Below are 21926 nucleotides of genomic sequence, written 5' to 3'. Positions count from 1 at the left end.
ATATTAAAAAAGGGTAAAAAAGAGGATGTATAATCATACTACATCCTCTCCTTGAAAACATCGGTAGCGTAGGTTTCTTATTCTAGTGTCCCAGAAAATGTAAAATCGGGATGTTCAACACTTATAAACTGCCCCAAAACAGCACCGGTATTTGGATTTACAAAATAGTCGAGTTTAAAGTTATCTGCATTTATGCGATCAGTCAGTAACGGTGCCATTCCAGAAATGATTAGAGATCCATTTCCATTTGCATCAGTAAAAGTAAATTTCAAAGTGCCATCTGCAGCCTTTACATAAGTATAAGAAAAAACTGCTAGAAAACCATTTGCACCTTGATATACAGCAGCATTTATTGTTAAAGTGTTCGCTTTAGTATTAAATAAAAACTGCATTAAATCAAGTCTTAAATTATAACCTCCAGTTAATATAGCATTTGCTGCTGCTGCTCTCCTGGCGACGAAATTTGCAGACCATCCCGGATATTGTGTCGCATAAGGTACGGTAATAGATGAATAAACTGACCCCAAAAGCAAATCCAAAGGTAATATAGGAGCACTAGAAGAAAGTAGCTCTGTTTTACTTCCCGTTACTGAAACTAGAAAGAGTTTTTTTGTCTCCTTATCCCAAAGTACCTCTGTATAAATTTCGTCACCATTTTTAACCGGGTTATTTAATCTGACACCTCTTTCCGAGAAAGAAAAAATCCCCGAATTCGTGACAATTTCATTCCCACTTGCAGAAATTAACGAAAAAGCTCTGGAACGAACGTCGGTATTGATAGATACCTGTATTTTCTTACTATTATTTTTTGGATCAAGAATATACGTAAACGGGTGATCAATTACAAAATTAGTGATTCCGTCAATACTTTCAGAAAATTGATCACTGGTGTAAAATGCCTTTTGCTCAGCAGTAGCTTTCACTAAAATTAATGGTGCATTCCGTTTTTTACCGATCAACTTTATCGTATCACCAATTTGTTCCCTAATTTCAAACTCAAAATCAGATCCGTAACCCACGGCATTATTACCATTAAAAGACTCAGAATCTGGATCCTGCAATAAATGTAACAGATTATAGGTATCAAAGATAATTGAGGGCGCCATAACTTGTTTTACCCTATATGTACTCTGAACTGATTCCAGAGCAATATCACTGTTGTAATCAGCACGCATAATTACTTTATTGTCCTTATCAAACGACATATAAAAACTATACCCACCGCCAACAATCGTAGTACTTAAATAAGCTACCCAGCCGTTCTTGCTATTAACTAGTTCACTTCTGTATTTTTCGAGATCGGCCGCAACACGCTCTTCCGGTCTTTTCCCATCGATCAATTCCTGTTCATTTTTTTTACAGGCTTGCATTATCAATAATGCAAAAATGCCCATTATAAATATTTTTCTCATGTATAATCCTGATTTCAATTTATGACATGTTATCTTTGAATACGGCCATAAAACCCTAGTTTACTATCTGACTGATCAAAAAAGCCTAATAAAGTGCTTCTCGAGCCCGGAAGCACATCTTCTATCCAGTTTACTTTAAAAGTCTTCGTAGTTAAGTAATCCAATAATGGAGCTACAGCAGCCTGTAAAAAAGTCCCATTTCCATAGGCCGCAGTAGTACCTGGTGCAGCCCTGACTAATTTTATTGTTCCTGATGCTCCAGTTGTTACGGTTGCTGTCATATTGTACCAATAAGAATAAGTACCATCTGTGAATTTAAGAATCATAGCCGTTCTGTTTACTGCCGGGTTCGCAAATACCAACTCGAAAGTCGGAGTGATAGGCGAATCATATTGAGGCGAACTCGCTGCTGCAATTGCACTATTGAAAGCAGTTACAAATGCAGAACTTTGACTATCCGCATTTTTATCCACGGAAAAGCCTTTATAAGATCCTCGTGATAACCAGGTAGGGACCGGAACTATTGTAACCGGTGCATAGGTTTCAATAGCCGTCCGGACTTTCGCCTGCAAGTTTCTGAAATCGAGTCCATGACCATTTCTAAAGTAATCCACTACAACCTGCTCTTTTGCCCTTAATTTTGCAATAGCGGTTTCACTGGTTGCTGTATTTACATAAGCATCAAATTGATCTTGCCCCCCCACCAATAGTGTTGCAATCATTTCAGCAAAATCTTCATTCTTATTGTTTCGGGCATAGCGTGTAATAAAGCCTAAGCTTTTTGCGGTTGCAGTTGTATTACCTGATCCCACCCATGCCGAGCCGACATAGCTGGATGATATTTCTTCATAACCTGGAGGTACCGGAACATTCTGGTGTAGTATATGGGCAAATTCATGATGCATAGTATGAAAAGCAGCCGGTCGCTCCGGTGTCCCCATTACACTTAAAACATCATCTTTGTCATAACTATTGACCACGTACAAATTAATCTGTCTTCCTGCATCGGCTGTACCCAGCGTAAGCTGATCGTCAGAATATTCACCACTTCCAAACAATGCAATTTCCTTAGGTAGTATAGGTAAAAGAAATCCTTTTCCTGCCAGCTCTAAATATGGTTTTATAAAGACAAGGTTTACCCCCTCCATAATTGGCCGGACTTTATCTTCCATTACAGGTGCGATTTCTTTATCAATACTTGCCTGGTACCGATCAAATCGGTAAAGGATCTCCATATTATATGGATTTAAAAAATTGGTCTCCAACCAATCGTCAAGCTCCCCTTTTGCATAGGTATCTAAATTTGACTTGGTAATATCAACATTTAAAGCCTGCTCCTTTTTACATGATGCCATTACTGTTAACAGCAGAATCAGGTATAAATAAATCTTTTTCATAACTTTTAGTTTATCGTGGATTAAGTGCTAACCCCGCTTTAAGTGCAGGAATCGGTAATTGGAACACCCTGCGCGGATCACCTGGCTTAAGTTCAATCGTTGTACTGTTTTCATTCGCATCAAGTTTATTGTGCTTAACTGTTAGATCATGCCTCAGGATGTCAAACCAGCGTAAACCTTCAGTAACAAACTCTGCTCTTTTTAAATCCAAAATAGTCTTAATTACACCTGCTTTAGGATCTGCAATACCGTAGTAATCGGCAATTTTTGTTAAGGTAACCCCATTCGCAGCAACACTGTATCCTGTAATTCTCGTACTTAAAAAAGTATTAATATCCTGCAAAGCCAAATCAAATTGATTGGTTGAGGCATAAGCTTCTGCACGATTCATGATCAATTCATCAGCGGTAAATAAGGGTACCATGATATAAGGATCTCCAAAACCAGATCCAATTGTCGTTTCAAAAAATAGTTCGTTGAATTTACAAGTAGTCCAAAGTGGTTCTACATATGGTGTCGCCTTATACGCATACTCACCTCCCGAGATATTTGGGCCAAACAATACCGAATTGGTAATAATCTTTCCTAAACCATATCTGATATAAAAGTTTCTTGCCCAGGCAGATTCCGCCTCCCCCATTAACAAGTTAGAATTTTGTGATGATTTTGTGAACACAACTTCCATTGCCGTTGCAATCATAGGTGCATAAGTGCTGTTCCAGGGTCTAAGCATACTTTTTGCCTGCTCACCACTTGTCAACACTTTTCCTGTGTGTGCAATCACTTTAGCAAAATCTCCTTTGAACAAATAAAACCTTGCCGCAAATGCATTGGCTGAGTTCTGACTAAAATGATACTTTTGAGCAGTTTTATATACAGAATTATCAATTAACAACAAACCTTCTGTTAAATCCCGTTCAATTTTATTGTAAACCTCCGCAACCGTTCCCCTCTTGTATTGTGGCGAAACTGTAATTTCGGGGTCGGTTACGAAGGGAATCCCAGGACTATTGTTAGCCTCACCTGGCTTGTAGATATTTGCGTATAAACTCACCAGCATAAAATGCGCATAAGCCCTAGCTAATAAAGCTTCTCCTCTGTATGGGCGCAAATCAGCCTGTTCCGGATGTTTGTCTATGTATTGCAAAGCCGTATTTGCCGCGGCAATAGCTAAATATGTTTTATTCCAGTAATCATCTGTTGAACCGGATATATCAACCCCATTTTCAAAATCTTCCCAAAAGTAGGCCTTAGTCCAGGACTGCTCGGAGTTTACTTGAATATAATCTGTTCTTGGCCCTTTATCTTCGGCATTATCCGAAGCGTTTTCCGTGAAGGACAAATACTCCGCTTTGGGATAAGCTGAAACCAACAGCTGTGCTACCTTTTCCTTTGAATTTAACTGAGTTCTTAAATCAGGAGTTTTCTCCAGAAATTTCTTACATCCAGACGCCATAAAAGCGATCAAGGCCACCAGTAAATATTTATATCTTATTGCTTTCATTATCTATAGTATTAAAATCCAACTTTTAACGATAAGGTATATTGCCGCGGAATAGGCATTGCTACACCACCAGAACCAAAAAATTCAGGATCCTGTCCATTTAATCGTTTATCAGAATGTATCAACCAAACATTATTTCCAACCAGGCCAATAGATGCATTGGTAGCACCAATAACTGTTGACCATAATTTTGGCAACTGATAGAATAGCGTCACTTGTTTCAATCTCACAAAACCTCCGTCGGCCACACGCACTGTTGAATAATTATAAGCGTTATAAGGCCTTTCTGTACTTCCAAAATTACCTACAACAAATTTATCAGCGATAGAAGGGACATTCGTGTATTGTTCGTCCCCTGGCTTTGTCCAACGACTTAAAAAATCTTTCGAAGTTGCAGTAAGATCACTATAAGTATCGCTGAAGTTTGGATTTAACCGTACTTTGTTTCCCGCACTAAAAGTTACCAAAGCAGATAAGGTAAAGTCCTTATAGCTAAATTTATTAGAAAAACCACCCGTAAACTTCGGATCGACCTGTCCCTCATACTTCAGGTGTTGTAAATTACGACTTTGAAAGAAAACCTCTGTAGCCTTTCTCTTTCCATTTTCATCTATGAATGTTGGCACACCTGTATCATGATCTAAACCATCAAATACAATTGAAAACAATCCACTTTGCGGGTAGCCTAATCTTGAACCACCAGTAGGTGTAATCAAGTTGAAAATAGTCGGATCATAATCCAAACGGGTAACCTCTCCTTTATGGTAACCAAAATTCAAGTTCGTACTCCATTTAAAGGCATCTCTACTGATCACTTTAGCATTTAAAGTAAGCTCAATACCCTTAGATTTCATATCTGCATAATTGGCATTTTTTAAACCCTCACCCCCAATACCCGCAGTCGGAAACTCCCCAATCAAATCAAATCCATTACGCTTATAGAGGTCAATCGATAATGATAACCTGTCTTTAAAAAATCCGAGGTCAAAACCAAGGTTTGTATCATATGTTTTCTCCCAGGTAAGTTCTGAATTTTCCAGACCATCAATATAAATGGAAGATTCTTTATCTACATCGTCCGTTCTTCTGCTGGTTTGATTGCGCAATATTAAACTTGAATTTTTGGCATTGGCAGTACTGGCAGTCAAACCATATGTTGCTCTTATTGTTGCCCTGGTTAATATATCTTGTTTATCGAAGAAATCTTCTTCATGAAGGTTCCATGCACCTGATACGTTCCAGGTTGGCAGCCATCTTGCTGTTGCAGATTCTCCTAATAAGTTAGATCCGTCGTAGCGACCAGTAGCATTAATACTATATCGCCCTTTGTAAGAATAAGCCGCTTTAACTGCATAAGAAAGAAAACGTTCATAATTCATCCCCATTCCGTATGGATAACTATTAGCCTCAATTGCTTGCTTGTAGTAATCAGAATTAATAAATGGCACACCACCATTGTCAAACTGATAACCAATTCCGTTACTAAAACGATCTTGTCTGTCATTCGACCTCATCTCTAACACCCCTAAAATATTTAAAAAGTGATCCTCTTTAAATACCTTATCATATTCAACATCATGACGCATAAAGTAATTAACCAAACCATTCGACGTCACATTATAAAAACCTCCTTCTGGCAATACAATGCTTGGCAAAGAGCCTGGTTTAGAAGGATTCTGATATAGGAACTTATTATTTTCAATGACGTTACTGTTGTAGTAAGCACGATAAGCATTCGCTGCATTTGAGTACTCTGTAATACTATGCTCACGATCAGATTTCACATACCTGTAAGCACCGGTAAATGAATACTTAAGCCCGTCCATGATTTTATATTTCAAGCCTCCTTGAATTTTTAAATCTATAAGCGTGGTCTTTATACTGTTATTCTCTAATTCCTGCAAAATATTAAAAGGCGCAAAGTTTTGAGTAAAGTACTCTTTATTGCCGTTCACATCATATGGCGTTAATGTTCTGCTTGCCCTTAAAGCATAATTGAATGGGTTGATATCAAAATCTCTGTCTACTTGTCCCAACACTTCATTGTCTTCTTTATTCACTGTACCAGGACTACGTTGATCACGAATTGAACCTTGAGATAGAATTTCTATTTGCAAACGGTCAGTAATATCAAAATTACCTTTTAACATCCCTGTAAAACGCTTAACTCCATCTGCAACGGTCCAGCCATTATCATTCAAGAAGCTGGTTGATGCATAGAATTTAGACTTTTGGGTACCTGCAGTAATGCTTAACGAGTGATCCTGCATTAGAGAGTTACGAAAAAGTTGGTTAAACCAATCGGTGTTTGCATTAGCATAACGATTTAAGAATTGCAGACGACTAGGCGCATCATTTCTTAATGCAAACTGATTAGTAACTGGATTATAGTCATACATTGAATCATACATTTTACGATATACTCCACCATTTAATGCTTTGGATACATCTGAATGTCTCAGCCAACCTTTGTTTTCCATGTCCAGATAAACCTGCATCTGATCAGCTGAGTTCATAATATCAAACTGATCGTAATTTGGCTTCAGATATGTTGTAAAATTTCCTGAGTAAGAGATCAAAGGCTTACCTTCCGTATTTTTACCTTTTTTAGTAGTCACAACCACTACACCATTCATCGCCCTGGCGCCATACATCGCAGTTGCAGCAGCATCTCTTAAAATTTCGAAACTCTCAATATCATCAGGATTTAGTCCCGCCACAGATGATCCGATTAAAGTTGCCGCATCACCACTAGAGAGCTGCTCATTAGAAATATTAACCAAATCTTCCAGCATAATCCCATCAACCACCCATAATGGTTTATTGTCACCATTCAGAGATGATGCACCACGAATACGGATTTTCGGTGCCGCTCCGAAGGTTCCTGATACGTTTTGTACAGATACCCCGGCAACTTGCCCTTCCAACATTCTACTTACATCCTGGATACCGCTTCTTTGTGCATCCTCGGCCTTGAGTTTAGTAGCAGAACCTGTAAAAAGCTTTCTATTCAATTCCTGATAACCTGTAGAGATCGTAACTTCCTTTAACTGGCTAACGTCTTCTTCCATAGCAATGTTTACGACTGTCCTTCCATTCACTGAAACTTCCTGGGTTTTAAAACCTATAGCAGTAAAAACAAGGATCGCATTTTCCTTAACCTTAATCTGGTAGGATCCATCGCCATTAGTCGAAACTCCATTCGCAACGTTCTTTTCTCTAACACTCACACCCGGCAATGGCTCTTTATCTTTAGCTGAAGTAACAAGCCCTTTAACAATTAAGTCTCTTTTAACAGTCTCTAAAGGTGCTTTCTTTAAAATAACCTGTTTGCCAATAATGTTGTAATTAATCCCTTTAGCTTTTAGTGGTTCAAGATCAGAACTAATAGAGGTCAATTTTTCCGGAGCATCAATGCTCATGGATTTATTAATTTGGCTGGCATCGTACACGAAACTGACTTTGTAAGCCAGTTCAATTTTCCTAAGATAATTCTCGAGCCGCTCAGCTTTTAACACTTCACGCTGCACACGCTCGGCACGAACGGACGACACGCAAAGAAAGGTACACAGGAACATGCCCTGGACACAGTACTTCAATCTCCACATGGTCCTTTTGTAGATTTTCTCCATAAAATGGTTAATTTAGGTTAGTTAATAATAGGCGATCAGTTGATCACAAATTCTTTATATATATAATACTGTCTTTTTTATGTATCTGAATAGGGTAAGTTTGTTTAAGCACTTTTAGCACATCCTCTATGCTGGTGTTTGAGAAATTCGCATTTAATTTCTTTGCTGTACTTGTTCTGGCTTGCAAAACCACTTTAACCTGGTAATAATCGCTCAATTGACGACAAACCTCCTCCAATGGCATATCCACAAAATGAAGTTCCCTGGTTAGCCAGCCAGTTGAATTCAGGCCATTTTCTTTAGTCAGCTGATTTTTATCCAGATCGTAACTCAGCGCATCGCCAGCTGTTAAAATTGCAGGATCACTTTTACTATTGGCGCTAAACATCACCCGTCCGGTTTTTACAGACAGGTCTATTCTATTCACCACATAGTTAATATTAAATGAGGTTCCCAATACTTTGACTACAGATTTGTCAATAGTTACTTCAAAAGCATGCTTAGGATCTTTAGCAATTTTAAAAAAAGCTTTCCCTTTTAACAAAGCTACTGGTCTTGTATCGCCAGTAAACTTTTCAGGATACCTCAAGGCAGTGTTCCCCGCCAGAAAGATCTGCGACCCGTCCGCAAGTCTTACAGAATCAATTACACCTGTCTGAGTTTCTTTAACGAGGTAAGTCAAGCGTGTTTGTGAAAAATAAGACCAGAGTGCGAATACAGAAAAGAACAAACTAGCGGCGATACTTGACCAGAAATACATTGTCCGGGATTTCCCTGAAGCCCGTCGCCCCAATGCAGCTTCTAAATTCTTTAATGAACGCAGTTCATCAACCTCTTGTAAACGCCCTACCTGAGGTGCAAGATCCCAAAGCTTTTTGATGTCCTGAAAATCACGCTCATGTGCAGCCGACAATGCACGCATGCGGCTAACCTCATGCAACAGGTCCTGGTTTTCAGGGTCATTTAAATGCTTCAGAACTAAATCCTCAAATGTTGATCGATCTTCCAATATTTCCTCTTTTTTATAGAAGACAAATAACGATCAAAAAACCCCTAGTCATTTTCAGAAAAAAAAGAATTATTTCATAATAATTTTATCCGGGCTTAAAGAACTAGTATAGGAAGCTCATTAAAATAGATAAATAACGTGCTTTATAAACAGGAGATGAACCATTGGCATGATTCAAAATCCGGAACCTCAAAACCTTTAAAGCGTGCCCCATGTGATTTTCTACAGTTTTTTCTGAGATATTGAGGTGTACAGCAATCGCCTTGTACTTCATTCCTTCCAGGCGGCTTAATTTAAATACTTCACGACACTTTTCCGGAAGCAGCTCTATTTCCTTGTACAGCAAAACAATCATTTCATTTTGCTCATCAAGATTATCAATTTCTTCTGCTGTTAAGCTTTCCGCAATCTTCAAATGATGCTTCTCAAGACTTTTCTCTCTGTTGATATGATTAATCGAAGCATTGGTGGTACTTCTGTAAAGATAGGACTTAATGGAATCTATTTCAGTGAGCAAGCCTTTGTCTTCCCATATCTTCAGAAAAATATTCTGGACAATCTCCTCCGCAACAGGAATGCTTTTGACGTATTTGTCGGACACTAAAATTAACTTCCTAAAGTTCTCTACGTAAAACTCTGTAAAAGCATCAGTATCCTTTCCTTCAATCAGTAACAGTAAATCTTTTCCGGTAATTATTGATGCTGATCTTTTAGGAATTCCCATATCAAAATACTGCAATAGTTGAGTCGTTAGCGACTAAAAATACGATTTATAGCCGTATAATCTCAATCGAAGTCAACAAAAACAGAAACCTCAACAATTACTTGAAAGATTATCTCCGGTCCGGCTTAAAATAAACTTAAAGGAAACTGCCCTAGTGAATATAATAAGGCGAAATCATCAGGTATACAACTACACCGGTAACGGCAACGTACAACCAAAGCGGGAATGTGATCTTTGCGATCTTTTTATGCCTGTCAAATCGCTGCGCCAGGGCACGAACATAAGTAATCAATACCAATGGTATAATTGCGATAGACAAAAGGATATGCGTTAGCAAAATGAAGAAATAGATATATCTAATCGTTCCTTCTCCACCAAATTTTGTAGACGGAGTGGTCATATGATAAGCAATGTACATCACCAGGAATAATAAAGAACAACCAATGGCACACTTCATTAAATTCTCATGTAATTTCAATTTGCCATTTTTTACAGCAATCACGGCAACAACCAATAAAATGGCTGTTATCCCATTTATAGTGGCGTAAATTGGGGGTAAAAATGGTAATGGAGTAGCATTAGGTATTTTAACATAAAACAATACCGCTACAACCAACGGGATAACAATAGAGAGCAATATGATCCATTTATTATATTTTTGTTCAATTGAGCTGTTGTTATTCATCATATCATTTTCGGATTAACGTCCGTCGTTATTGTTTCTTAGTTCTTCTATAATCAGGACCTTAATCTCATCATCTAGTTTGGACATGTCTTCCTGACTTGTGGCTTCATAATAGCCTCTGATCCGGTGTTGGTAATCAAGCAAAACGAACATGTTGCTATATACAAACTTCTGTTCACCATTTACCTTTTCCTGATGTGCATCTATCAGCAATCTTTTATTGATCAGATTGTAGATAGTAGTGCTATCACCGGTAAGGAGATCCCATTTACCTGGTACCGCAGGAAGTTGTTCAGCATAACCTTTTAATACTTCGGGTGTATCATTGGTGGGATCAATACTTAAGCCTATAAAACTTACAATCTTATTGCGGTTGTAAATCTTTTCCAGGTCTTTCATTCCCTTATTCGCAATACGAACAGCATCGGTATTCCCTTTTGTATAGAAAAGATTAATCACCTGAATCTTTCCATCATAGTTTTTGCCTGTAACAGTATCACCGACCTGATTTACGAGCTTAAAATCGCCAAGCTTATGATAAATCGTATCGGGCACTTGTTTACCTCTTACAGAATGAAAAGTAGCGGCAACCTGTTTCGGACCAAAAATCGGCAAAGGTTTATACCTGTTCTTACCCTGGTCCTGTAGAATATTATATAAAAATCCTGGCAACGCTAAAATGGTTACCAGGATTAAAACTTTTTTTATTGAAGTAGACTTCATTAAACTAGTGGCATATGAAGATGCAAATAGCCTCCCTCAATCAGCATCAGTACAATAAAGTAAAGAATAAATATAAATACGATGGATACAGTAACCTGCAAACCTATCTTCTCAAATTTAAGGTGCATAAAGTAAGCAACAATGTAAAATGCTTTATATAAAGTTAAAGCGATATATACATAGTTTCCGACACTTTGTGACATATGCTGACCAGGAATTGCCCAAAGAGCAATGATAAATTCAACAACCGTAATACCAAGCAGGATAAAAAATACCTGCCAAATCTTCTTTTTGCTTAACCCTGCATGATCGTCATGTGCATGTTCGCCGTGAGCGTGATCTGTATGTAATTCTGACATAATATCTTATTGAAAAAAATTAAACTAAATAGAAGAATGTAAATACGAATACCCAAACAAGATCAACAAAGTGCCAGTATAAACCAACTTTTTCAATCATCAGGTAATGTCCGCGTTTCTCGAATGTACCATTAATCGTCATACATAAAATGATGATATTAATGATTACACCACTAAATACGTGGAATCCGTGGAATCCGGTAATGGTAAAGAACAAGTTAGAAAACTGCAACGCAGATACTGTAGAAACCTCACCGTTAAATAAGTGGGTCAAAGTCTCCATTGTAGGAATTTTACCCCAACCAAAACCTTCATGGAACAAGTGCGTCCATTCTGCAGCCTGACAGCCTAGGAACATAAAACCACCGATGATGGTCGCTACCATCCACCAGATTACTTCTTTCTTAGATCTTCTGTGTCCTGCCTCAACAGCTAATACCATAGTTACCGAGCTCATGATCAGGATAAAAGTCATGATACCAACAAATACAAGTGGGTATCCACTATCTGCTATACCTGGGATAGATTGGAAAACCAGATCCGGATCTGGCCAGGTTAACTTACTAAAGCGCTGTGCACCGTAATAAACCAGTAATGAAGAAAATGTGAATGCATCAGAAACCAGAAAAAACCACATCATTAATTTGCCGTACTCTACTGACCACGGCGAGCGGCCTCCGCTCCATGGAGTGGTTTTTACCTGATCTAATTGTGATAATGAACTCATTTTGTAAATAGTAATAGTTTGTTAAAAATTCTAACTGTTCAAAAGTAAAAAAACATACAGATATATCCATAATATATCTATAAAATGCCAAAATATAGAAGCAACATCCATCCGGAATTTGCTTTTCTCTAACGAAAGCCCTGTATAAGCACCTATTAAGCTACTTAATATAAAGCATAGACCGGCAAAAATGTGTACAAGGTGAAGTCCGGATACCACATAAATCATAGAAATAGCCGCATTGTTGTTTACAAACGCCGCGCCTGTTTGAAATAATGTAGACCAGGCATCAACCTGCAGGTAACCGAAAACTACACCCAGGGCCAAAGTGCACCAAAGGAGTAATTTCTGAGCACCAATATTTGCATTCTTCAAGGCTTTAGCTGCCAGGAAAAGACATATACTGCTGGCCACCAATATCGCTGTGCTGTACATAAAAACATCAGGCAATACTAAACCATGCCCTTTACCTTTAGATGCTGCAAAAACAATATAATAACTTGTAAGACCACCAAACATAATCGTTGATGATACTACAAATAACCATACTACGAACTTTTTCGGCTTAGCATTAAAAGCCACATCCATCTTTAAACCCTCTTCTTTTAATGTTTGTACCATCTAAAAATTATTTAGCTAAAAAATCAAATAATAAAACCAATTGCACCAATGGCAGGTAAAAAAACGAGCAGAACATTACTTTTCTTGCACTACTCAAATCCATATCTATCCATAGCTTAAAACCAAACCATGCAAAAACAAGACTTGCCACTAATGAAACACCTCCGATATAATAGCCGCCAAATCCATAAATGGTAGGTAACAAGCTTACCGGAATCAAAATTAATGTACTTAAAAAAGTTATAAAAGCACTTACTTTATCTCTTTTTGTCGTAGGAAGAAGCCTAAAGCCTGCCTTACTATAATCATCGTCCAATACCCATGCAATTGCCCAAAAATGAGGAAACTGCCATACGAACTGTACAACAAACAATATAACTGCAATGGTATAATCCATCGGCACAAAGTGTTTCGCGCTACCGAAAGCAGCTAAATACCCCAACAACGGAGGTAAAGCACCGGGTATAGCACCTACAAATACGGCTATCGGTGATTTACGCTTTAATGGCGTATAAGCAAAAGCATACAATAAAATAGAAAAAACCGATAATATTCCTGTTTCCAGGTTTAACTTACCCAATAACCAGGTACCCAGCATTCCCATAATTAACCCCAGTACAAGCCCCTGTCCTGTTGTCATCCTTCCTGCAGGCATTGGTCTGTCCTTGGTACGGGTCATTAATTTGTCCAGGTCCTTTTCTATAATCTCATTGAAACAATTGGCTGCCCCTGTCACTAAAAATCCACCCGCCACTAATATCAACCAGTTTATCCAGTTAATTCCATCTAAATCACCTCTGTAAATTTGTGCCTTCTGACCAATTAAAAATGTAATTGACGCAGAGAACACAACCAGGAACGTTAACCTGAATTTGATGAGCTTAGAGAAATCTGAGAAAAAATACTTCAATTTATTTATAATTAATGCTGTTGGTTATAAGTACTTGTTCTGTAAACCAGCAAATACAGATAATATTGTAAACTAAACAAAAGCGTTGAAAACAAAATATGCATTGCCTGTGCATACGGTGGAAGCGCAAAGTTAGACAATAATAAGCCGGTTACAATCTGAATAATTAAAACTATCCCGATTGAATTACCAACTCTTAGTGCAATTTCCTTCCCGTTAAATTTATCCTTAACTATTTTGTAAATAATAATATTTACGATCAATACCAGAATAGCTAAGTCCCTGTGATAATTAAAAGTATCACCTACCTTCGAAACCCAGCTATGACGCCGATTGTACATCATCTGTTTAGAAATCGCATCAATCGCTTCCCTAACTTCAGTACCCAGCACAATTTGCACAACGCTCAGTACTATGGACAGGAAGACCAATACTTTAAGCCATACCAACTGTCCCATGATCACAGTAGCCTCCTTATGAAGCTGATTAGCATAATTATAAGTATACACCAATATGCCTAATATGACCAATGCCAGCAGCATGTGTACCGTAACCACCCAGGGCATCAGGTTTGTAGATACCACAATGGAGCCCAGCCAGGCTTGAAAACCTACAATAACAAGATTTGCTACACTCAGCACAATAATCCGGTTGGCTTTACCTTTATAAGTAAATGAATATACGGTTAACCCTAACAAAAGAAAACCTGTTATGGCACCCATTAACCTGTTTATGTATTCTGTCCAGGTTTTTGCTACGTTAAAAGTTTCGGGTTCGAGTATTGACTCGTCATGTCTGATGCTATCCGCCAAATGTGCTTTTCCCATCTTCTCGAGTGTCTTTGCGAAACGTTCATTCTTAGCAACACGCTCTGCGACATATTTGTCCTTATAATCCGCGGGAAGTTGAGAAACATGTGTAGGTGGAACGTATTGATCAAAACACTTAGGCCAATCCGGGCATCCCATACCAGACCCAGTGCTGCGTACAATCCCTCCTGCCAATATGAGCAATAGGGTAACAACTAAAGTGATAAGGTTTAGCCTGATAAATCTCTTTTCAGATTTAGGAACCATGGTATGTGATAGATTTAAAAAAAATGAGGTATCTGTTGTAAGTATTTACCTACTGCAGATACCTCATTGTATTAGATATTACGTATTAGTCTAATTTTGACGCATCTGCAGAAGGGTTCTTTTCTTCCCATTCTCTTTGGATACGCTCAGACTCACTATTGCCTTCAAAATCATGAGGCATATTTGAACTCATTGTTTGCGAGAAAGGAACAGTCTGAGGAATGAAATCTTCAGCAGCTCCCGGCTTGCTATAATCATATGGCCAACGGTATACTGTAGGGATTTCTCCTGGCCAGTTACCATGTATACGCTCTACCGGAGTTGTCCATTCTAAAGTATTTGAATCCCAAGGGTTTTGTGATGATACTTTTCCTTTGAAGATTGAATAGAAGAAATTGAACAAGAACGCAACTTGTGCTAATGCAGCAACAATTGCAGCCCAGGTAACCAAAACGTTTACCGTAACCCATTTCTGCATAAATTCAAACTCAGTAAATGCATAGTAACGACGTGGTACACCATCAAGACCTAAGAAGTGTAATGGGAAGAATACCAGGTAAGCACAAGCAAAAGTTATCCAGAAATGTAAGTATCCTAATTTGCTGCTCATCAATCTTCCGAACATTTTAGGGAAATAGTGATAAACACCCGCAAGCATACCAAATATAGCCGCAGATCCCATTACAAGGTGGAAGTGAGCTACTACAAAGTAAGTATCGTGTAAGTTGATATCCAAAGATGCGTTACCCAGGAAAATACCTGTTAAACCACCAGAAATAAAGAAGGAAACCATACCAATTGAGAACAACATTGCAGGTGTAAACCTGATGTTACCTCTCCATAGTGTTGCCAGCCAGTTAAACGTCTTAACAGCTGAAGGTACAGCAATGATCAAAGTTGTGATCATAAACACCCCTCCCAGGAGTGGGTTCATACCCGTCACAAACATGTGGTGACCCCAAACGATAAACGAAAGGATAGTAATACCGATCAATGAATAAATCATCGCATGGTAACCGAAGATCGGTTTTCTTGCATTCACAGACATAATCTCTGAAGACAGACCCATTGCAGGCATGATTACAATATATACCTCCGGGTGACCAAGGAACCAGAATAAATGTTGCCATAAGATTGGAGATCCACCTTCGTTAGGAAGGATCTGTGTACCCATAACAATATCAGAAAGGTAAAAACTGGTACCAAAACTTCTATCGAAAATCAACAACACCACACCAGCTACCAATACAGGGAAAGATAAAACACCCAAAATAGCAGTAAGGAAGAAAGCCCAGATTGTCAAAGGCATTTTCCAAAGATCCATACCTTTTGTACGCATGTTTAAGATTGTACTTACATAGTTGATACCACCCATTAAAGATGAGGCAACGAAAAGTACCATACTGATTAACCACAAAGTCATACCTAAACCAGAACCGCTAATCGCAGTAGGCAAAGCAGATAAAGGAGGATAAACCGTCCAACCAGCACTTGCAGGTCCTGTTTGTATAAAGAATGAACTCATCATGATTACACAAGCAGCAAAGAAGAACCAGTAAGAAAGCATGTTCAGGAATGGCGAAGCCATATCCCTTGCACCGATCTGAAGCGGGATCAACAAGTTACTAAATGTACCACTTAAGCCTGCAGTTAATACAAAGAATACCATGATGGTACCATGTATGGTTACGAGTGCAAGATAAAAATCAGGTTTAATACGACCACCTTCAGCCCATTTTCCTAAGAAAGTTTCCAAAATAGGAAAGTCTTTATCAGGCCATGCTAGTTGTAGACGAAACAATATCGACAAGCCCATCGCAATAACAGCCATAATAATACCTGTTATCAGGAACTGCTTGGCAATCATCTTGTGATCCTGACTAAAGACATACTTCGTCAGGAAGCTCTCTTTGTGATGCCCATGATCATCATGGTTATCGTGGTTATGTGTATCGTGTAATGATATAGTTGACATAATGTGCTATTCCAGTATTATTAATTATTTAAAGCTAATTGTTTTGTTTTAACAGCTGAGGTATCTTTTGCTGCAGTATCTGCAGGAGCAGTAACAGCTGCAGGAGTAACAGGTAGATTAAATTCTTTCCTCAAATCATCAGTTAAATAAGTTGGTTGTTCTTTTAACCAAGCCTCATACTCTGCCATAGAAACAACTTTAACTTCTTTTTGCATTTTATAGTGACCATCACCACAGATCTTGTTACATAAGAACAAATATTTGAATGTAGGATCATTTGTTTTAGCCTTCATTTCTTCAGTAGTAATGGTAGGCGTAAACTCAAAGTAAGAAGTCATACCCGGTACAGTGTTTAATTGAACCCTGAAATGCGGCATATAAAAACTGTGGATTACATCTTTACTGGTCAGTATTAAACGTACTGGTTTATTTACAGGGATCACCATTTCGTCAGCCGATTGGTCATCCAATGTATTTTTATCTTTAAAATCGATACCCAGCGCATTTACCGAGTTGATCAACTTAAAGTTTTTAGTACCTACAACACCGTCTGGTCCTGAATAACGGATAGCCCATGCGAATTGAGATGAAGTAACCTCAATGCTGATTGGTTTATTATTCGGATCTTCAATTTTGTAGAAAATAGATCTCCAGGTTAAGAAACCCATCAATACAAGTACAGTCAGAACCAATGCAGGAACAATTGTCCAGATACGCTCAATCGTATTGTTGTGTGGGTAGTAATATGCTTTTCTTTTATTAGTGTATCTGTAGAAGTAAGAGAAAGTGAATAAAAGAATGTGTGTAACAATAAATACAATGGTTGTTAAAATCAAAGTGATGTTAAACATCTGATCGATTTTCTTACCATGTTCAGATGCTGCCTCAGGCAGGATCATCTTACCATGAACCGTATATTCCCAATATACACCATATAAACCTACGATAAGAAACAAGGCAAAAAGAACCCCGTTTACTGTATTCCAGTTAATACCTTTAGGTTTATCCTGAGCCTCACGGGTCAATTCATATACCTTTAATGCTTTTCCTATAATTGCTATGAACAAGCAAAGTAGTAAAAACGCCATGGCATAAAATATTGCCGATTTATAAATCGGCCCCATATCTACGGGCTTTTTAGCGGCCTCAGCGGCTGCAGCTTGTGCAAATGCGCTGGTACTTGCAAATGCAGATAAAATTACTGCCAGTGCCGCTATTGATTTGTTACTTATAAATTTTCTTAAACTCATTTCCTTAAAAGTAGTAACGCTGTACTTCTATTATACTATTATTTTATTATACGCTATAAAGATCACCTATTACAAGTGGTGATTTAAACTCTCTTGTAAAAACGGATGATTTTTCGGGATTAAAGGCTTCTTACTTAACGCATTTAAAACGGTAAAGGTAAACAAACCTACAAAACCTACTGCTATACCAATCTCAATAAAACCAAATGCATGGTGCTCTTCAACAGTACCTGGCATAATCATCTGGTAGTAATCAACCCAGTGTCCACATAAAACAACGATTGACACCGTTAATAAAATGTTTTCCTGTCTCTTGTTATCTCTGTCCATTAACAGCAATACCGGAGCTAAAAAGTTCAATACAAGATTCAGGTAAAACCAGAACTCATAATGCTCAAACCTTTTGTAGAAATATACGGTCTCTTCCGGCATGTTTGCATAGTAGATCAAAAGGAACTGAGCAAACCATACATAAGTCCAGAAAATAGAGAATCCGAAGATAAACTGTCCTAAGTTGTGCAAGTGACTATTATTTACCCAGCTCATGTAACCCGCTTTTCTCAACAGGATAAGCATAATGGCAATAATTGCCAGACTACATACCCACATTGCAGCGAAGTTATACCAACCAAACATGGTTGAGAACCAGTGTGCTTCTAATGACATTACCGTATCAAAAGCAAAAATTGGTGTTGTAAATCCGTAGATTACAAGGAAGATACAAGAGTACTTAAAGCTCTTTCTATAAGAGTTTAAACCACCTTCTAAATCTTCGTTGTTCGATAATTTAGCAAGGTACATAGCGAAAAAGCTATAGATTGCTAAAAAGACAATCTGACGGCCCATGAAAAAAGGCACATTCAAAAAGGCTGACTTACCGTCGATTAATTTATCATAGTTAGGGCTAAGTGGATCTGTCAATCCATCAGCATGCCAGTGATGATACAAATTGTGAGTATATAAACCTGCGCCCATTACTACAAGCAAAATGATTACTGCTATTGGCAATACCTTAGCCATAGCTTCAGGTACCCTTAATATTGACGCAGACCAACCAGCCTGTGCTACGAATTGAACAGCCAGGAAGAAGGCTCCTGACATACAAACACAAGCGAAGTAATAAGCCATCAGCAACAAGTTTGCAAAAGTACGCTCATGAAGCGCCTCAGCAGAAAAACCATAACCTATAGCCGCTATACCTATTACAATAGCGATTATACTTAAAGTTTTAGCTTTGCCTGTAAACTCAAACTGCTCAGTTAAATTATAATTGTGAGTTCCCATCTATATTGTTCTTTTCTATTGTATTTGTTGTAATTGTTGAACATACATCACTACTTTCCATCTTTCTTCTGGAGATAGCTGAGAGGCATGTGATCCCATATTATTTAAACCATACATAATTGTATGATAAATTTTTCCCGCTGTTAAATCTTTCATCAGACCACCACGCGAAGAAGCTGCATCACCATGATAAGAAGGAATTCCGCTAACCTTTTCGATTTTCACCAGGTGACCTTGTCCATCGCCTTTTTCTCCATGACATGGAGCACAAAATACAGTGAAATAATGCTTACCTGAAACCAGGTTTTGCTCAGTTAAAGCAAGTGGGTTAACTAAAGCACTTGCCGCTTCATAACCTTCCTTGGTATTTGGATACTCATACTTATCAAATCCAACCGGAACAGTATGTGCCGGAGGTGTTTGAGCAGTCTGACCTTTAAAACTCTTTAAATCTTCGTTTGTAGTGGAAAGCGGCTGATCTGGGTTAGGACCTAGTGGATCATACATATTCCTTGCGTACTCCAGGCCTGTACTTCTTTTATCCTTGCAGGCTGAAAATATAACAGCACCAGCAAGAATACAAAACGAGGCTAAAACTACTTTACTCTTATTCATAGCTAATATACTTCCTTTCATTATGCTTCACTTCCAAAGCACCAGCTTCCTTTAATAAATCATCAATCTTATTGTGATCAGTGTTTTCTTTTGCATCAATTGCAATGATAAACCTGTCATCTGTCGCTCTTAAGTCCATCACTCTAGGTGCTCTTCCAGGGAATAAATGACTGGAAGCATAGTAAGAACCCACTAAACCAAAAGCACAAAACAAAATGGTTAACTCAAACGTAATTGGAATAAAATCCGGTAATGCAAAGTGAGGCTTACCACCGATATTAATTGGCCAGTCATACGCAGCCGCAAAATATACAAATGTAAGCATGGTACATGTTCCTGTTATTCCAAAGAAGAAAGCCGCGATATCTAACCTTGAACGCTTAACTCCTAATTTAGCTTCTATGCCGTGAATAGGCATTGGTGTATAAACATCATGTATCTTAATGTTATTCTCCTGCAACTTATCGATGCCATGCATCATCTCATCAGGATCACCAAAACTGCCTAAAATATATTTGATATTATTCATTGTTATATTTTTGCGTAATCTTCTTGTTTAACACTATCAAATTTCTCTAACGACTCCACATATTCTGATACGTGTGTCGGATCAAGATGACCTTCCTTAATCTGCTCCATTTTAGCTTGCTCACTTGCACTCTTAAGTAACAACTTCACCTCAGCAATTGCAATTGAAGGTAATACCCTTAAGAACAATAAGAATAAAGTAAAGAACAAACCAATCGATCCAACGAATACACTCACGTCAACCCACGATGGATAGAACATCGCCCAACTTGAAGGAATATAATCACGGTGTAATGAAGTTACGATAATTACGAAACGCTCAAACCACATACCGATGTTTACTACGATAGATAGAATCCAGGTAGCAGCAATGCTGGTACGGATCTTTTTGAACCACAACAACTGTGGAGAGATCACGTTACAAGTCATCATCATCCAGTATGCCCACCAGTATGGACCAGTTGAACGGTTGATGAAAGCATATTGCTCGTACTCAGAACCTGAATACCATGCAATAAAGAACTCCGTTAAATAAGCCACACCCACAATAGATCCAGTTAAAATGATGATCTTATTCATCGATTCAATGTGGAACATGGTGATGTAGTTTTCAAGACCTAATACTTTACGTGCAACCAATAATAAGGTTAACACCATCGCAAATCCTGAGAAAATCGCCCCGGCCACAAAATATGGAGGGAAGATCGTTGTGTGCCATCCCGGAATTACCGAGGTAGCAAAGTCCATAGATACAATCGTGTGTACCGAAAGTACCAGAGGTGTTGAGATACCGGCAAGGATAATCGACACAGCCTCAAAACGTTGCCATGTTTTTACGTTACCTGCCCAACCGAATGACAGAATAGTATAAACTCTCTTTTTCACTCCTGTTGCACGGTCACGGATTGTCGCGATATCAGGCAATAAACCTGTATACCAGAACAATAGTGATACCGAGAAGTAAGTAGAGATTGCAAACATATCCCAAACTAACGGTGAGTTAAAGTTAACCCATAATGATCCGAACTGATTTGGTAGCGGAAGCACCCAGTAAGCTAACCATGGTCTACCCATGTGTGATACTACGTACGTAGCCGCACAAATAACCGCGAAGATCGTCATCGCCTCTGCCGAACGGTTAATCGAGTTACGCCAGTTCTGACGGAAGAGTAATAGTACCGCAGAAATCAACGTTCCGGCGTGACCAATACCTACCCACCATACGAAACCGGTGATGTCCCAAGCCCATCCAACTGTTTTATTTAATCCCCAAGCACCGATACCGAACCAGAAGGTATAGCTCACTGCTACTACCCATAGTAAAGCTCCGCATAGTGCGACGATAAATCCTATCCACCATGCCTTGTTTGGCTTGTTCTCTACCGGCATTAAAATATCGTCCGTAATCTTTGCGTACGTTATATCTTTACCGGTGATTAGTGGTTCTCTTAATATTGATTCGTTATGTCCTGACATAATTTATATTTCTTTTAAT

Annotated in this window: 19 protein-coding genes; all 19 read right to left on the bottom strand. The window is 38.4% G+C overall.

Annotated features, from left to right (window positions below):
* Positions 1 to 77 precede the first annotated feature (77 nt).
* Positions 78 to 1412 (bottom strand): DUF4302 domain-containing protein, encoded by a 1335-nt coding sequence (locus R2Q84_RS13475; RefSeq protein WP_316817074.1) that lies wholly within the window; start codon positions 1410 to 1412, stop codon positions 78 to 80.
* Between the two features lie 29 nt (positions 1413 to 1441).
* On the bottom strand, positions 1442 to 2809 hold the full coding sequence (locus R2Q84_RS13470) for a substrate import-associated zinc metallohydrolase lipoprotein (RefSeq protein ID WP_316817073.1): 1368 nt from the start codon (positions 2807 to 2809) through the stop codon (positions 1442 to 1444).
* Positions 2810 to 2819: 10 nt separating this feature from the next.
* Positions 2820 to 4313, bottom strand: a complete 1494-nt coding sequence (locus R2Q84_RS13465; protein ID WP_316817072.1) for a RagB/SusD family nutrient uptake outer membrane protein — start codon at positions 4311 to 4313, stop codon at positions 2820 to 2822.
* A gap of 11 nt (positions 4314 to 4324) precedes the next feature.
* On the bottom strand, positions 4325 to 7945 hold the full coding sequence (locus R2Q84_RS13460) for a SusC/RagA family TonB-linked outer membrane protein (RefSeq protein WP_316817071.1): 3621 nt from the start codon (positions 7943 to 7945) through the stop codon (positions 4325 to 4327).
* A gap of 43 nt (positions 7946 to 7988) precedes the next feature.
* A complete protein-coding gene (locus tag R2Q84_RS13455; protein WP_316817070.1) occupies positions 7989 to 8954 on the bottom strand; it encodes a FecR family protein in 966 nt (321 codons plus the stop codon).
* 103 nt (positions 8955 to 9057) lie between these two features.
* Positions 9058 to 9693 (bottom strand): RNA polymerase sigma-70 factor, encoded by a 636-nt coding sequence (locus R2Q84_RS13450; protein WP_316817069.1) that lies wholly within the window; start codon positions 9691 to 9693, stop codon positions 9058 to 9060.
* Positions 9694 to 9829: 136 nt separating this feature from the next.
* A complete protein-coding gene (locus R2Q84_RS13445) occupies positions 9830 to 10366 on the bottom strand; it encodes a DUF420 domain-containing protein (protein WP_316817068.1) in 537 nt (178 codons plus the stop codon).
* Between the two features lie 12 nt (positions 10367 to 10378).
* Positions 10379 to 11086 carry an SCO family protein gene (locus R2Q84_RS13440; protein WP_316817067.1) on the bottom strand — a complete coding sequence of 236 codons (708 nt, stop codon included), beginning with the start codon at positions 11084 to 11086 and terminating at the stop codon, positions 10379 to 10381.
* Positions 11086 to 11445 (bottom strand): cytochrome C oxidase subunit IV family protein, encoded by a 360-nt coding sequence (locus R2Q84_RS13435; protein ID WP_316817066.1) that lies wholly within the window; start codon positions 11443 to 11445, stop codon positions 11086 to 11088. Before R2Q84_RS13435 ends, R2Q84_RS13440 begins: the two co-directional genes overlap by 1 nt.
* A gap of 19 nt (positions 11446 to 11464) precedes the next feature.
* Positions 11465 to 12172 carry a cytochrome c oxidase subunit 3 gene (locus R2Q84_RS13430; protein ID WP_316817065.1) on the bottom strand — a complete coding sequence of 236 codons (708 nt, stop codon included), beginning with the start codon at positions 12170 to 12172 and terminating at the stop codon, positions 11465 to 11467.
* 30 nt (positions 12173 to 12202) lie between these two features.
* On the bottom strand, positions 12203 to 12793 hold the full coding sequence (locus tag R2Q84_RS13425; RefSeq protein WP_316817064.1) for a cytochrome c oxidase subunit 3: 591 nt from the start codon (positions 12791 to 12793) through the stop codon (positions 12203 to 12205).
* A 7-nt stretch (positions 12794 to 12800) separates the two neighbouring features.
* Complete coding sequence (gene cyoE / locus R2Q84_RS13420) at positions 12801 to 13703, bottom strand: heme o synthase (protein ID WP_316817063.1); 903 nt, start codon at positions 13701 to 13703, stop codon at positions 12801 to 12803.
* Between the two features lie 11 nt (positions 13704 to 13714).
* Positions 13715 to 14779: a COX15/CtaA family protein gene (locus tag R2Q84_RS13415; protein ID WP_316817062.1), complete on the bottom strand. Its 1065-nt coding sequence runs from the start codon at positions 14777 to 14779 to the stop codon at positions 13715 to 13717.
* Between the two features lie 85 nt (positions 14780 to 14864).
* Entirely contained in the window at positions 14865 to 16754 is a 1890-nt protein-coding gene (locus R2Q84_RS13410; RefSeq protein ID WP_316817061.1) for a cbb3-type cytochrome c oxidase subunit I, read from the bottom strand.
* Between the two features lie 20 nt (positions 16755 to 16774).
* Positions 16775 to 18004, bottom strand: a complete 1230-nt coding sequence (locus R2Q84_RS13405; protein WP_316817060.1) for a cytochrome c oxidase subunit II — start codon at positions 18002 to 18004, stop codon at positions 16775 to 16777.
* Positions 18005 to 18073: 69 nt separating this feature from the next.
* Positions 18074 to 19288, bottom strand: a complete 1215-nt coding sequence (locus R2Q84_RS13400) for a quinol:cytochrome C oxidoreductase (RefSeq protein WP_316817059.1) — start codon at positions 19286 to 19288, stop codon at positions 18074 to 18076.
* A gap of 15 nt (positions 19289 to 19303) precedes the next feature.
* Positions 19304 to 19903: a cytochrome c gene (locus tag R2Q84_RS13395; protein ID WP_316817058.1), complete on the bottom strand. Its 600-nt coding sequence runs from the start codon at positions 19901 to 19903 to the stop codon at positions 19304 to 19306.
* Positions 19896 to 20432: a DUF3341 domain-containing protein gene (locus R2Q84_RS13390; RefSeq protein WP_316817057.1), complete on the bottom strand. Its 537-nt coding sequence runs from the start codon at positions 20430 to 20432 to the stop codon at positions 19896 to 19898. Before R2Q84_RS13390 ends, R2Q84_RS13395 begins: the two co-directional genes overlap by 8 nt.
* A 2-nt stretch (positions 20433 to 20434) precedes the next feature.
* Positions 20435 to 21907 carry an NrfD/PsrC family molybdoenzyme membrane anchor subunit gene (gene nrfD / locus R2Q84_RS13385; protein ID WP_316817056.1) on the bottom strand — a complete coding sequence of 491 codons (1473 nt, stop codon included), beginning with the start codon at positions 21905 to 21907 and terminating at the stop codon, positions 20435 to 20437.
* Positions 21908 to 21926: the final 19 nt, after the last annotated feature.

It is taken from the genome of Pedobacter nyackensis, from assembly GCF_032678475.1.
GTDB lineage: Bacteria > Bacteroidota > Bacteroidia > Sphingobacteriales > Sphingobacteriaceae > Pedobacter > Pedobacter nyackensis_A.
Note: the sequence above shows the minus strand (reverse complement) of the source record. Positions and strands in the feature narration are given on the sequence as shown.

What these genes read in the sequence shown, in the direction of transcription:
- R2Q84_RS13475 (WP_316817074.1), bottom strand. Translation starts at nt 1,412, where the DNA reads ATGAGAAAAATATTTATAATGGGCATTTTTGCATTATTGATAATGCAA.
- R2Q84_RS13470 (WP_316817073.1), bottom strand. Translation starts at nt 2,809, where the DNA reads ATGAAAAAGATTTATTTATACCTGATTCTGCTGTTAACAGTAATGGCA.
- R2Q84_RS13465 (WP_316817072.1), bottom strand. Translation starts at nt 4,313, where the DNA reads ATGAAAGCAATAAGATATAAATATTTACTGGTGGCCTTGATCGCTTTT.
- R2Q84_RS13460 (WP_316817071.1), bottom strand. Translation starts at nt 7,945, where the DNA reads ATGGAGAAAATCTACAAAAGGACCATGTGGAGATTGAAGTACTGTGTC.
- R2Q84_RS13445 (WP_316817068.1), bottom strand. Translation starts at nt 10,366, where the DNA reads ATGATGAATAACAACAGCTCAATTGAACAAAAATATAATAAATGGATC.
- R2Q84_RS13440 (WP_316817067.1), bottom strand. Translation starts at nt 11,086, where the DNA reads ATGAAGTCTACTTCAATAAAAAAAGTTTTAATCCTGGTAACCATTTTA.
- R2Q84_RS13435 (WP_316817066.1), bottom strand. Translation starts at nt 11,445, where the DNA reads ATGTCAGAATTACATACAGATCACGCTCACGGCGAACATGCACATGAC.
- R2Q84_RS13430 (WP_316817065.1), bottom strand. Translation starts at nt 12,172, where the DNA reads ATGAGTTCATTATCACAATTAGATCAGGTAAAAACCACTCCATGGAGC.
- R2Q84_RS13425 (WP_316817064.1), bottom strand. Translation starts at nt 12,793, where the DNA reads ATGGTACAAACATTAAAAGAAGAGGGTTTAAAGATGGATGTGGCTTTT.
- R2Q84_RS13415 (WP_316817062.1), bottom strand. Translation starts at nt 14,779, where the DNA reads ATGGTTCCTAAATCTGAAAAGAGATTTATCAGGCTAAACCTTATCACT.
- R2Q84_RS13410 (WP_316817061.1), bottom strand. Translation starts at nt 16,754, where the DNA reads ATGTCAACTATATCATTACACGATACACATAACCACGATAACCATGAT.
- R2Q84_RS13405 (WP_316817060.1), bottom strand. Translation starts at nt 18,004, where the DNA reads ATGAGTTTAAGAAAATTTATAAGTAACAAATCAATAGCGGCACTGGCA.
- R2Q84_RS13400 (WP_316817059.1), bottom strand. Translation starts at nt 19,288, where the DNA reads ATGGGAACTCACAATTATAATTTAACTGAGCAGTTTGAGTTTACAGGC.
- R2Q84_RS13395 (WP_316817058.1), bottom strand. Translation starts at nt 19,903, where the DNA reads ATGAATAAGAGTAAAGTAGTTTTAGCCTCGTTTTGTATTCTTGCTGGT.
- R2Q84_RS13390 (WP_316817057.1), bottom strand. Translation starts at nt 20,432, where the DNA reads ATGAATAATATCAAATATATTTTAGGCAGTTTTGGTGATCCTGATGAG.
- nrfD (WP_316817056.1), bottom strand. Translation starts at nt 21,907, where the DNA reads ATGTCAGGACATAACGAATCAATATTAAGAGAACCACTAATCACCGGT.